Genomic DNA, 13,091 nt, shown 5'->3' with positions numbered 1-13,091 from the left:
ATGAGTGAGCCCTGGCCATCGAAGTGCACAGCAGTGTTGAGTTCGTACATGGTTGACTCCCTTTCAATCCGCCCAGCCTCGGCAGTTGACCCCGCCAAGTCAAGGCGTGGAGAAGAACCGATTGAAACAGTCTGCAACAAGGATCGCGCCGGGCTCATCATTAAGGTGTAAATGATGGCCGCCCGGCAGCGTGTTCACCGTAAAAGGTAGCTGAGAAAGCAATTCGGAATGTTTCGCCAACATGCCGTCAGCCGCGACGACCAACTGTGTAGGGCAACCCACGCGCCGCACGAAAGCCATCGCCTGCTCATCGGTCAGGCGCATCGGCGATGCCAGGGTCAAGCGCGCGTCGGTGCGCCAGGTGTAGCCGCCCGGCACGGGCATCAAACCGCGCTGGGCCAGCAGTTCGGCGGCTTCACGGCTGACCGCCACCACGCCTTTCATGCGCGCTTGCACCGCGAGGTCCAAGGTGCTGTAGACCGGTTTGCGCTTGTCTTGCAGCCTCAATTGCGCCTGCAACGCCATGCCGAGGCGCTCGGCAGCGTTCTCGCCAGCGGCGGTCGGCGGGATCACGCCGTCGATCAACCCCAGGTGGGTGACACGTTCCGGCGACGCCCCGGCCAGCACCAGGGAAACGATGGCGCCCAGGGAATGGCCAAGTAATGCAAAACGTTTCCAGCCCAGTTGTTCAGCCACTTGCAGCACATCGAACACGTAATCCCACAAGGCATAACCGGCCCCGGCAGGCCGATGGGCCGAGTGCCCGTGCCCGGCCATGTCCAGCGCAACGATGCGCAACCCCTCAAGCTTGGGCGCCAGCCGCGCAAAGCTGTTGGCGTTGTCCAGCCAGCCATGCAAAGCGATCACCGGCAGGCCGTCTTCGGGCCCGAACAGATGCGCGGCCAATTCGATATGCGGCAGGCTCAGGCGCACTTCTTCGACCGGGTTGCTCATGCGCAGCTGCGCTCGCGGGCTTGCCAGCGGGAAAACAGGTTCTTGATCAACGTCGCGGTGTCCTGGGGGCGTTCGAGGGGGAACATATGGCCGCCGGGCATGGTGAGCATTTCGCCCATGGGCAGGCGGTCGACACCACTGGCATGGTGACGCATCACCACCCGGCTCTGGCGACCGCGCACCACCGCCAGCGGCACCTTCAATTGGCGAACCTGGCCTGGGCTGGTGTGGGGCACGCCTCGGTAGATACTGATCTCGGTGGCCGGATCAAAGCGCAAGCGCAGACGATCGCCCACCTGTTGCAGGCCGTGTTGCAGGTACGCGTCAAAGCACTCCGGATCGAAACCGCGAAACAGCGTCTTGCCGGCAAAGTAGCTGCGTGCGGCAGCCAGGTCACTGAATTCTTCACGTCGACCCAAGGTGCGCCCGGCCGGGGTCAGGCGGTCGATAAAACCAAAGCGCTTGGCGGCGCGAATCACCCAGCGGTCAGCGCGGGTCAACACCGGCGAATCGAGCATCACCACGCCACGGTACAACTGCGGGCAGCGCATGGCGGCGTGCAAGTGCAGTACGCCGCCCAAGGAATGGCCCACGCCCCACACCGGCTCCGGTTGCTGTTCCAGGTGGTGGATCAGCTCGTCCACCAGGTTCTGCCAGTTGTCATCCACCGGAAACCTGGGGTCGTGACCGTGCTGCGGCAAATGCGCCACCGCGTATTCCGGGGCCAGGGCGGCAAACAACTTGCCGTAAGTGGCCGAAGGAAAACCATTGGCATGGGCAAAAAACACGTGCTGCGACATACAGGATCCATCTACGAGAACAGAAGTGAATTGTCACCAGCCTTTAACCGCACAGCAATGACCGTAACCGCCAGGAATGATGACACTCACGCCACGCCTATCGTGCCGGCGGGTTCTCGCCCAACGGCACCACGGCCATGGTCAGGCGCGACACGCAGCTGGCCTTGCCATCGTCGCTGGTCAAGCGAATGTCCCACACCTGGGTAGTACGGCCGATATGAATCGCCCGCGCCACCGCCGTCACCCGTCCGCTGCGCACACCACGCAAGTGGTTGGCGTTGACCTCAAGGCCCACGCAATAGAACTTGCTGGCATCAATGCACAGGTAAGCCGCCATGGAACCGACGCTTTCGGCCAGCACCACCGACGCGCCACCGTGCAGCAGGCCATACGGCTGGTGAGTGCGATGGTCGACCACCATGCTCGCGGTCAGCGACTCGTCGTCGAAGCTTTCGAAACGGATATCCAGCAATTCACCGATGGTGTTTTTCTGGATGGCGTTGAGTTGCTCGATATTCGGTTGGGTGCGCCACAAGCTCATGAAATTGTCCTTATTGGTTTTATTACGACCCTAATCCTGCCACACAATCGGCTCGCTGCGTTCGCTCCAGGCCGAAAACTGTGCGCCGTAAGTCGACTCGATCACGTTGCGTTTTATCTTCAAGGTCGGCGTCAGAAAGCCGTTCTCTACCGCCCAACTGTCTTTGACCACCACCAGTTGGCGCAACCGCTCGTGCTTGTCCAGCGCACCGTTGACCTGTTCCAGCCAGCGTTCCAGGCTGCTGCGCAGTGCCTGTCGGTCCTGGCTGCCGGCCGACAACACGCACAAGCCCATCGGCGCCAGCAAGCCATCGCCGACCACGCACACCTGTTCGATGCGTGCGTGTTCAGCCAGGCGGTTTTCGATCGGCGCCGGGGCCACGTACTTGCCCTTGCTGGTCTTGAAAATCTCCTTGAGCCGCCCGGTCAGGCGCAGGCGGCCGTCGGCATCCTGCTCGCCCTTGTCGCCGGTGCGCAGGAAGCCATCCTCGGTGAGGGTTTCGGCGGTTTTCTGCGGGTCCTTGAAGTACCCAAGCATGGTCGCGCCGCTGCGCACCTGCACTTCGCCCATCGGGTCGATGCGCACCTCGACACCGGGACACGGCAAGCCGATCCAGCCGAGCGTCTGCTGGCCAGGGCGGCACACATGGGAATAACCGCAGCTTTCGGTCATGCCATACACCTCCAACACATCCAGGCCCAGGCGTTGATACCAGCGCAGCAGGGCCTCGGGCACTGGGGCGGCGCCGGACAGCGCGATGCGCAACGCGTCCAGTCCCAGCCCGGCCAACACTTTGTGGCCGACGCGCTTGCCGATAAAAGGCAGGCGCAACAGGGTATCGAGGCGTTTTTCCGGGATTTTGGCGTAGACGCCCATCTGGAACTTGGTCCAGATACGCGGGACGCCGAACAAGGCCGTGGGGCGCGCCCGGCGCAGGTCGGTCAGGAAGGTGTCGAGGCTTTCGGCGAAAAACACGGTTTGCCCGGTATAGATCGCCGCCAGCTCGACAAACATGCGCTCTGCCACGTGGCACAACGGCAGGTAGGACAGCAGCCGGTCGTCCTCGTCCAAGCCAAATATCTGCGTGCCGCGCGTGGCGGCAAACCCCAAGGCGCCGAAGGTTTGCATCACGCCTTTGGGCAAGCCGGTGGTGCCGGAGGTGTAAACAATGGTGGCCAGGCTCGCGGCCTCTGGCAAAGGGTTGTCCTGAATCGGTGAACTGGCCTGCAGGTCTGCCCAGCTGAAATCAAAGTCGCCGGCCGGGCACAACGGCAGGCTGATGGTCGGCAACCCGGCCGGGATGCCGGGCGCCATGGCGGGCCAATCATCCAGCTTGCCGATCAACACCAGCGCCGCCTCCGAATGCGTGAGCACATGGTTGACGGAGTCCGCCGTGAGGTTGGGGTACAACGGCACCGACACATGCCCGGCCATCCAGATCGCCAGGTCGGCAATGATCCAGTGCGCGCAGTTTTTCGAGATCAGGGCAATGTGCGAGCCCTGGGGCAATGCTCGGGCGCGCAGCCAATGCGCGGCGCAACGGGCCTGATGGCCGACATCGCCCCAGGTGAGCGTCTGCACCTCGCCGCCGCCAATGGGTTGCACCAGGAGAGGTTTGCGCGGGTGTCGCGCTTCACGTTCGAAGAAGACCTGCAACGGCAAACGAAAAGCGACAGGCATGGGACGCGCTCCCTTGTGATCCGATGATAGCCAACCAAGCACTTGCTTGGTTGAATATATAGCACACAAAAAGAAGCGATCCAGCTTATGGGTTTTTTACGTTGACCAGGCTCATCAGCCCTGCCAGCGGAAAATCGCCTTCCAGCTCCGCCAGGCTGGCGGTGTGCATCGGCTCTGGCTGGCGCTGGTGACCATGCTGCAAAAAGCTGATCAGGCTGCCCACCAAGGGTTGGTGGCTGACCAGCAGCACGTTGTCATCGGTGTCGAGCTTTTCCAGCACTTGCAGCGGGTTGCCCTCAGGCGTCAACCACGGCACCGTGCGGACCTGCGGCTCGAAACCCAGCGCCTCACGCACCAACTGCGCGGTCTGCTGCGCCCGCACATAGGGGCTGGCGATAATGGCACTGATGGGCTGGCCAATCAGGTGCGCGGCGCTGCGCAACACTTCGCCACGGCCATGCTCGGTGAGGTTGCGCTCGGCGTCGGTGCGCGCATGCCCTTCGGCTTCACCGTGACGCAAAATCCATAGCTTCACAGCTTTGGCTCCTCATCACGCACCGGGTGCGGCGCCGGCGGCACGCTGTGGGCGGCTTCGCCTTCGGGTGCACGTGGGGTTGGCCAATCGGCGAACGGCCAGGGTTTCTGTTCAGTATGAAAGCTGCCAAAACGGCCGATCTGCGCCAGGAACTGGCTGAGGCTGTCGCCAAAGTTCATCAGGCCCAGGTTCGGTGCGCCGTAGATCAGGCGATAAATCAGCTGCACCACCACCAGCGCACCGAGCAGGAACTGCGCCACTTGCCACACCAGGGCAAACACCAGCATCCACAGGATACGCAGCAGGATGGACTCGTATTTTGGGGTGTCTTTCGGATCGTTCATGTGCGCGTTCCTCAGTTGAAACCACTGGTGGAAATAAAGTCGACGTCGGTTTTGGGCTCGGCGCGCATCAGCAGCTCGATCACCTGGTTCAAGGTGCGCCCTTCAAACAGGATCGCGTGCAGCCCGGCGACCAGCGGCATGTACACACCCACTTCCTGGGCCTTGGCCTTCAGCACCTTGAGGGTGTTGACGCCTTCGGCGACTTCGCCCAGGCGCGTGACCGCGTCTTCCAGGCTCAGGCCCTGACCGAGGGCGAACCCGACCTGGTAGTTGCGGCTTTTGGGCGACGAGCAGGTGACGATCAAGTCGCCTACGCCGGCCAGCCCGAGGAAGGTCATCGGGTTGGCGCCCTGGTTCACCGCAAAACGGGTCATTTCCGCCAGCGCGCGGGTGATCAGCATGCTCTTGGTGTTCTCGCCCATGCCCAAGGCCACGGCCATGCCGGCGATGATCGCATAGACGTTTTTCAGCGCCCCGCCCAGCTCGACGCCAAAGCGGTCGCCACTGGCGTAGACGCGGAAGGTACGGCCATGCAGCACGGCCTGGACACGTTCGCACAGTGCCTCGTCTTCGCTGGCCACCACCGTGGCGGTCAGCGCGTGCTCGGCGACTTCCCGTGCCAGGTTCGGCCCGGACAGCACGCCGATGCGCGCCTGCGGGGCGATCTCGGCGAGGATTTCGCTCATCAGCTTGAAGGTGTGCGCCTCAATGCCTTTGGTCAGGCTGACCAGCAGCTTGCCGGCCAGACGCTCGGCGTGGGGTGCCAACACCGAGCGCAAGGCGCTGGAAGGCAGCGCGACGAAGCACAGGTCACAGTCGGTCAGCGTCGCCAACAGGTCGGTGACCGGCTCCACTGCCGGATGAATCTTGATGCCTTTAAGGTAACGGGGGTTTTCCCGATGCACGCGGATGGCCTCGGCCTGCTCGGGATCGCGCATCCACTGGCGCACCGCGTGGCCGTTCTCAGCCAGCAGGTTAGCCACGGCGGTACCAAAACTTCCGCCTCCCAGGACCGCAATAGGGCGCTGTTCAGTCATATGCAATCCGTTAATCCTTACATGGCGATGGCGGCATTATACGGGGCGACCCGCTTGCGGCCAGCCCCCGCGTCAATTCGTGCGCTTGTCGGAAAATGCCACACTTGTGTGAAGTAATTGCAAGTCCCACGACTGGCAAATGGCCCCACCTCAGTTAACATGGGCGGCTATCCGTAATTATCAAGGCCGTGCCGTGTATCTGGGCCCTCCTCCTCGCTCATCTCTGTTGCTGATGTTGCTGTGCAGCACACCTGCGCTGGCTGATGACCTGTTTCTCGACAGCCAGCCGCTGCCGCAAGTGTTGACCGCCACACGCCTCAAGCAATCGGCCGCGGCCGTGCCCGGCAGCATGACGGTGATCGACAGCGAGCTGATCAAGGCCAGCGGCGCACGCGACATCGCCGAGCTGCTGCGGCTGGTGCCGGGGATGATGGTCGGCTACACCACCGGCAACCAGGCCGCGGTGAACTACCACGGCACCAGCGCCAGCGACGCGCGGCGCATGCAGGTGTTGATCGACGGGCGCTCGGTGTACCGCGCGGGCCTTGCCACCGTGGACTGGAGCGACATCCCGGTGGCCATGGAAGATATCGAGCGCATCGAGGTATTCCGTGGCCCCAACACCGTCAGCTACGGCGCCAACGCGCTGATGGCGGTGGTCAATATCCTCACGCGCTCACCGGCCAACAGCCACGGTTCGCGAATTAAAGTCATCCGTGGCCAGCGCGGCATCAACGACTACTACGCCAGCCAGGGCGTGGGTTGGGAAACCGGTGACTTGCGCCTGTCCTTGTCCGGTCAGCAGGACGATGGCTTTGACAGCGATGCCGTCGGCGCCGACCGCCGTGACAGCCGCCGCCTCAACCGCTTCAGCCTGGCGGTGAGTCAGACGCTGAACGCGCAACAGAGCCTCGACTGGCAATTTGACGCTAAGGAAGGCACCAACCAGCGTCCTTATACCTACACGCCGGTGTTTGCCGGGATTACCGAAGGCGGCACCAATTCCGATGCCGTCGCCAAGGACTATGCCGGGTCGTTGCGCTGGAACTTCGACTTCAACCCCGAGCACAGCCTGTACATTCAAGGCTCGGCCCAGCAATGGGACCGACAGCAGGTCTGGAAAGCCTGTGATGCCAAGGTTTCGTTCAGCCCGGAGCTGACGCGGTTGTGGCAACTGAACCCCAACTATGCCGAACAGCTGGCCCGGCACATGAACAGTTACAAACCAGACAGCCTACCGCCTGGCAGTAGCACTGAGCAGGGCCTGGCCAAGCAAGTCCTGGAACAGTGGCGCGACGGCGCCAACCAGAGTGTTTGCGGTGATATCGACCAGAGCACCCGAGAAAGCCGCTACGATTTGGAGATTCAGGACACCCTGAGCCTGTCCGATAGCCTGCGCCTGGTCAGCGGCATGAACTACCGTTACGACCGCGCCGACTCCGATACCTACTTCAACGGCACCCTCGACGACACCACCTGGCGCTTGTTCGGCCACCTGGAATGGCGTGCCAGCGAACACTGGCTGCTGCAAGGCGGCGCCATGTACGAAGACACCCACCTGAGCGGCAACTCGCTGACGCCGCGGGTGGCGGTCAACTACCTGATCAACCCGCGCCACGGCCTGCGGGCGGTGTACTCCGAGGCGATTCGCTCGCCCGACATGTTCGAAAACAACGTCAACTGGAGCTACCGCGTCACCAATTTGAGCTCCCCGACCTACGGGCAGAACTCCGGGCAATATTTTGTGGTAACGCGGGGCCCCGGCAACCTCGATAAAGAGTTGATGCGTTCACGAGAGCTGGGCTACAACGGCTTCTTTGCCGACTTCGGGTTGAATGTCGACGTGAAACTGTTCTACGACGAAATCACCGAGATGATCAGCTCGCCGCTGCGCAACAACCAATACATTGCCAGCAACGCCAACAGCGCACGGTTCACCGGCGCCGAATCGCAGTTCGACTGGCGCATGAGCAATACCGACCGCCTGCGCCTGACCTATGCTTACGTCGACGCCGCTTCCAGCAACCCGCTGGACAAGGCGCAAACCGCGCGCAACAGCGGCTCGGCCGGTTGGCTGCGCGAGTGGGGCCACGGCTGGTCCAGTGCGCTGTTCTACTATGGCGACGATGCGCTCAACCAATATCGCTTCGAACGGGTCGACCTGCGGGTGGCCAAGCGCATTGCCCTGGGCAAAGCCAATGTGGAGCTGGCCGGCATGTTGCAACAACGCCTCGATAACCAGCCCACCACCTGGGCCGATAACAACTACGACAGTCGCCATGTCCTCTATTTCAGCGCGGAGCTGGAATTCTGACATGGGCGCTCAGTCACGGATGACCCCCTACTTTATCTTTCGGCTCTGGCGCCGTGCCTTGCTGCTGGTGTGCCTGTTACTGACAGCACCGGCGTGGAGCGCCGATATCCTGTTGACCGCCGCCGAAGACGGTGCCGGCGTTCAGGCATTTACCCAAGCCCTGGCCCGGCAGCGCCCCGAAGACCAGGTGAGCTTTGTCCCGCTCAAAGACTTGCCCGCGCCCAGCCAGTTGCCGCCCGGCACGCGCCTGATCCTGCTGGACCTGCCCGGCCTCGACTGGCGCCTGCAGGATAACCAGGGCCCGCCGACCCTGGTGTTGCGTATCAGCCGCCTGCAGGCACGCCAGCGCCTGGGCACCACCCACCCGGCAAAAATCAGCCTGTTGTGGAGCGACCCGCCGCTGGCGCGCCAACTCAAGCTGATCGCCAACATCCTGCCGCAGGCCCAACGCATCGGTGTGCTTTATGGCAGCGACAGTGAGTTCCTGCTGCCGGAGCTGCGCGAGTACGCAGCGCCCATGGGCCTGCAGATCGTGCCGCAGCGCTGGGACAACATCAGCGACAGCCGCCCGCTGCAAAACCTGCTCAAGAACAGTGACGTGCTGCTCGGCCTCGACGACCCGCAGTTGTACAACCCGAAAACCGTGAAGAACCTGTTACTCAGCAGCTACGCCCAGCAACTGCCGCTGGTGGGCCCCAACGCCGGGTTCGTCAAGGCCGGCAGCCTGGCCAGCACCTACAGCGACCAGGCCGACTGGCTGGATGTACTCGACCGGCTGCTGGATCACCCGCCAGCCAACTGGCCACGCAGCGTGTACCCGCAACACTTCAAAGTCGTGGGCAACCCGCAAGTCGCGCGCTCACTGGGAATCGAACAGGTGGACGAAGCCGCCGTCGCCGCCCGCCTGGCCGAAGGAGAAAAACGCCCATGACCTTGCGTCGTCGCTGGGACATCAACACCCGCACCCAGCTCATCACCCTGGGCCCGGCGCTGTTGCTGACCCTGCTGTTGATCAGCTTCTTTACCTTCGTGCGGATCCAGGACCTGCGCCAGGAACTCGACCACACCGGCCAGTTGATCGCCAACCAACTGGCCCCGGCCACCGAGTACGGGGTGATTTCCGGCAACAACGATGTGCTCGAAAGCCTGCTGCGTGCCACGCTGGCCACCCCGCATGTGCGCTTCCTCGAGATTCAGGACAGCACCGAGAACATCCTGGTGTATGTCGAGCAACCTTCGGAGAAACACGACCGTTCGCTGTCGGTGAAAGTGTTCCAGGCACCCATCCGCTTGCAGCATATCCAGCTGGGCAATGACTTTTTCCAGGACAACCTCAACGAACCCAAGGCGCCGCGTGCCGATTATCTGGGCCGGGTGATCGTCGGCATGTCCAACGACGCCTTCAGCCAGCGCCAGCAGGAGATTCTGTTCAAGGCCGGCATCCTCGCACTGTTCGCCCTGCTGTTTACCTTCCTGCTCGCCCGGCGCCTGGCCGCCAGCCTGTCGCAGCCGATCAGCGCCATGGGCCACGCGGTAAAAGCCATCCAGCAAGGCGACTACAAGACACCGCTGCCGATTGTCGATGATTCGGAGCTGGGCGACTTGTCGCGGCACATCAACAACCTCGCCGAAGGCCTTAACCAGGCCAGCCGCGAACAGCAGCAGGCCATGGCCCAGTTGATTCAGACCCGCGAAGAAGCCGAACGGGCCAACAACGCCAAGTCGGACTTCCTGGCGATGATGAGCCACGAGCTGCGCACGCCCATGAACGGCGTGCTGGGCATGCTGCAACTGCTGGAAACCACCGAGATGACCGAGGAGCAGACCGAGTACGCGGCGCTGGCGTCGGAGTCCACCGAGCACCTGCTTAAAGTTATCAACGACATTCTCGACTTCTCACGCATCGAACGCGCCGCGCTGGAGCTGGAACATATCCCCTTCAACCTCGCCGACCTGATCAACAGTTGTGCCCAGGCCTTCCAGCACAGCGCACAGCAGCGCGGGTTGAGCCTGGAGTTGCCGATTCCGCCGGGCATGGACGCCTTGCGCGTGCAGGGTGACCCGACCCGTATCCGCCAAATCCTGGTGAACCTGATCGGTAACGCGCTCAAATTCACCGAGCACGGCAGCGTCACCGTCGAGCCCCATTGGCAGACCCTCGACCATGAACTGGTGTGGTTCACCTGCACGGTGCGCGACAGTGGCATCGGGATCTCCGCCGAACGCCTGGAGCTGATGTTCGATGCGTTCCAGCAGGCTGACAGTTCCATTTCCAGACGTTACGGCGGCACCGGCCTGGGCCTGCCCATTGCGCGCACGCTGGCCGAACGTATGGGCGGCACGCTGCGCGCGCAAAGCCAGGAAGGCCGTGGCTCAGTGTTTACTCTGGAAATCCCACTGGCCATCGACCAGCACAGCCTGCCGGCGATCGCCCTGGACGCCGAGGGCAAGGCCAGCGCGGGTGATGGCCGCCATGTGTTGCTCGTGGAGGACAACCCGGTCAACCGCACCGTGGTCGAAGCCATGTTGCGCAGCCTGGGGTTTGAAGTGAGCCTGGCCATCGATGGCGCCGAGGCGATCCGCAGTGCCGAGAGCCTGATTTTTACCGCGATCCTGATGGATTGCCGCCTGCCGTTGATCGACGGCTACGAAGCCACCCGCCAGATTCGCCAACTGCCCGGCTGCGCCGACCTGCCGATTATCGCGCTGACGGCCAACGCCTTGCAGGGTGATCGCGAAGCCTGTCTGGCAGCCGGAATGAACGATTACCTGGCCAAGCCGTTCAAACGCACGGATTTGCAGCAAATACTGCAGCGCTGGGTGCAATAGCGCGGCGCCATCAACCAACTGCGACTGGCGTGAAAGACGAAAGTGCGGCAGTCTTAGGCACCCAAACGGGCCGATAAACAGGCTCGGTTTAAAATTTCAGTGAACAAGTGTACATTGAGTGCCTTGACGCTGTGACTTTCACTACAACGCAATAGTCTATGTGTAGGCTGCCGATATGAGGCATGAACGCTTCATTCGGTTCGGGAAGATTTACCCTGCCCTGCCGCATGGGATTATTGAGGAGCTCGCATGACCAAACAAAACGCCTTTACTCGGGAAGACCTGCTGCGCTGCAGTCGCGGTGAGCTGTTCGGCCCAGGTAACGCGCAACTGCCCGCCCCGAACATGCTGATGGTGGATCGCATCACCCATATCAGCGAAGAGGGTGGCAAGTACGGCAAAGGTGAATTGGTCGCCGAGCTGGATATCACCCCTGACCTGTGGTTCTTCGCCTGCCATTTCGAAGGCGACCCTGTGATGCCGGGCTGCCTGGGCCTTGATGCCATGTGGCAACTGGTCGGTTTCTACCTGGGCTGGCAAGGCCTGCCAGGTCGCGGTCGTGCCCTGGGTTCGGGCGAAGTGAAGTTCTTTGGCCAGGTCCTGCCGACCGCCAAGAAAGTCACCTACAACATTCAAATCAAGCGCGTCCTCAAGGGCAAGCTGAACCTCGCTATCGCCGACGGTTCGGTGACTGTCGACGGTCGCGAGATCTATACTGCCGAAGGCCTTCGGGTCGGCGTATTCACTTCCACTGACAACTTTTAAGGGTTATCCGCATGCGCCGCGTCGTTATCACTGGTCTGGGTATTGTTTCTTGCCTGGGCAATGACAAAGAGACCGTCACCGCTAACCTGCGTGCAAGTCGCCCTGGCATCCGCTTCAACCCGGAATATGCCGAAATGGGTCTGCGTAGCCAGGTTTCCGGCTCCATTGACCTGCCCCTCGAAGAACTGATTGATCGCAAGATCTATCGCTTCGTCGGCCACGCTGCCGCCTACGCCTACCTGGCCATGAAAGACGCCATCGCCGACTCAGGCCTGAGCGAAGACCAGGTTTCGAACGTACGCACCGGCCTGATCGCCGGCTCCGGCGGCGCATCGACCCTCAACCAGATGGAAGCGCTGGACATCCTGCGCGAAAAAGGCGTGAAGCGCGTTGGCCCGTACCGTGTCACACGGACCATGGGCAGTACCGTTTCGGCCTGCCTGGCCACGCCGTTCGCCATCAAGGGCGTGAACTACTCGATCTCCTCCGCGTGCGCCACCAGTGCGCATTGCATCGGTACTGCCGTTGAGCAGATCCAGCTGGGCAAGCAGGACATCGTCTTCGCCGGCGGCGGCGAAGAAGAACATTGGAGCCAGTCGTTCCTGTTCGACGCCATGGGCGCGCTGTCCACCCAGTACAACGAAACCCCGGAAAAGGCCTCCCGCGCCTACGACGCCAAGCGTGACGGTTTCGTCATCGCCGGCGGTGGCGGCATGGTAGTGGTCGAGGAGCTGGAACACGCTCTGGCCCGTGGCGCAAAAATCTACGCGGAAATCGTCGGCTACGGCGCTACGTCCGACGGCTACGACATGGTTGCGCCAAGCGGCGAAGGCGCCATCCGTTGCATGCAGATGGCCATGTCCACCGTGGACACCCCAATCGACTACCTGAACACCCACGGCACTTCGACTCCGGTCGGCGATGCCAAGGAAATGGAAGGTGTGCGTGCGGTATTCGGCGACAAGGCACCGGCCATCAGCTCTACCAAGAGCCTGTCGGGTCACTCCCTGGGCGCCGCCGGCGTTCACGAAGCGATCTACTGCCTGCTGATGATGGAAGGCAACTTCATGGCCGGCTCGGCCAACATCGACGAGATCGACCCGGTCGTCGCCGATATGCCGATCCTGACCAAGACCGTTGAAAACGCCAAGATCGACACCGTGATGAGCAACAGCTTCGGCTTCGGTGGCACCAACGCTACCCTGGTACTGAAACGCTGGCAGGGCAAGTAAGCCCCGCAGGTTGATCACCTGAAAAAGCCCCGACTGGTTCGGGGCTTTTTTGTGGGCAAT

Annotated in this window: 12 protein-coding genes; 5 read left to right on the top strand and 7 right to left on the bottom strand. The window is 62.3% G+C overall.

The features are described from left to right. Positions 1-99: 99 nt before the first annotated feature. The 7 genes from PSH96_RS09430 to PSH96_RS09400 form a co-directional block, all read right to left on the bottom strand. Positions 100-954, bottom strand: coding sequence for an alpha/beta fold hydrolase (locus PSH96_RS09430; RefSeq protein ID WP_305458756.1), 855 nt, complete (start codon positions 952-954; stop codon positions 100-102). Further along, on the bottom strand, positions 951-1,754 hold the full coding sequence (locus tag PSH96_RS09425; RefSeq protein WP_065929511.1) for an alpha/beta fold hydrolase: 804 nt from the start codon (positions 1,752-1,754) through the stop codon (positions 951-953). The genes PSH96_RS09430 and PSH96_RS09425 overlap by 4 nt, the downstream gene beginning before the upstream one ends. 97 nt (positions 1,755-1,851) lie before the next feature. Further along, positions 1,852-2,295 (bottom strand): hotdog fold thioesterase, encoded by a 444-nt coding sequence (locus PSH96_RS09420; protein ID WP_169985755.1) that lies wholly within the window; start codon positions 2,293-2,295, stop codon positions 1,852-1,854. A gap of 30 nt (positions 2,296-2,325) precedes the next feature. After that, entirely contained in the window at positions 2,326-3,975 is a 1,650-nt protein-coding gene (locus tag PSH96_RS09415) for an AMP-binding protein (RefSeq protein WP_305458753.1), read from the bottom strand. 85 nt (positions 3,976-4,060) lie between these two features. Beyond that, a complete protein-coding gene (sixA, locus tag PSH96_RS09410) occupies positions 4,061-4,510 on the bottom strand; it encodes a phosphohistidine phosphatase SixA (RefSeq protein ID WP_305458751.1) in 450 nt (149 codons plus the stop codon). Then, complete coding sequence (locus tag PSH96_RS09405) at positions 4,507-4,854, bottom strand: DUF4389 domain-containing protein (RefSeq protein ID WP_058421405.1); 348 nt, start codon at positions 4,852-4,854, stop codon at positions 4,507-4,509. Before PSH96_RS09405 ends, sixA begins: the two co-directional genes overlap by 4 nt. Before the next feature lie 11 nt (positions 4,855-4,865). Next, positions 4,866-5,891, bottom strand: coding sequence for an NAD(P)H-dependent glycerol-3-phosphate dehydrogenase (locus tag PSH96_RS09400; protein WP_200434258.1), 1,026 nt, complete (start codon positions 5,889-5,891; stop codon positions 4,866-4,868). A gap of 193 nt (positions 5,892-6,084) precedes the next feature. On the opposite strand from PSH96_RS09400, the gene PSH96_RS09395 reads away from it, so the two are divergent. The 5 genes from PSH96_RS09395 to fabB all read left to right on the top strand — a co-directional run bounded on the left by PSH96_RS09395 (position 6,085) and on the right by fabB (position 13,031). Further along, positions 6,085-8,205 (top strand): TonB-dependent receptor plug domain-containing protein, encoded by a 2,121-nt coding sequence (locus PSH96_RS09395; protein ID WP_370694330.1) that lies wholly within the window; start codon positions 6,085-6,087, stop codon positions 8,203-8,205. 1 nt (position 8,206) lies between these two features. Further along, positions 8,207-9,136, top strand: coding sequence for an ABC transporter substrate-binding protein (locus PSH96_RS09390; protein WP_305458747.1), 930 nt, complete (start codon positions 8,207-8,209; stop codon positions 9,134-9,136). Beyond that, positions 9,133-11,034, top strand: a complete 1,902-nt coding sequence (locus PSH96_RS09385) for an ATP-binding protein (RefSeq protein WP_305458745.1) — start codon at positions 9,133-9,135, stop codon at positions 11,032-11,034. The genes PSH96_RS09390 and PSH96_RS09385 overlap by 4 nt, the downstream gene beginning before the upstream one ends. Positions 11,035-11,283: 249 nt before the next feature. Next, positions 11,284-11,799 carry a 3-hydroxyacyl-[acyl-carrier-protein] dehydratase FabA gene (fabA, locus tag PSH96_RS09380; protein WP_003210552.1) on the top strand — a complete coding sequence of 172 codons (516 nt, stop codon included), beginning with the start codon at positions 11,284-11,286 and terminating at the stop codon, positions 11,797-11,799. 11 nt (positions 11,800-11,810) lie between these two features. Continuing rightward, complete coding sequence (gene fabB, locus PSH96_RS09375) at positions 11,811-13,031, top strand: beta-ketoacyl-ACP synthase I (RefSeq protein ID WP_012723103.1); 1,221 nt, start codon at positions 11,811-11,813, stop codon at positions 13,029-13,031. The last annotated feature ends 60 nt before the right edge of the window (positions 13,032-13,091 follow it).

Origin of the sequence: Pseudomonas sp. FP2338 (assembly GCF_030687515.1) — a bacterium.
Taxonomy (GTDB): domain Bacteria; phylum Pseudomonadota; class Gammaproteobacteria; order Pseudomonadales; family Pseudomonadaceae; genus Aquipseudomonas; species Aquipseudomonas salomonii.
The sequence above is the reverse complement of the archived record's forward strand: the minus strand, read 5'-3'. Positions and strand labels throughout refer to the sequence as shown.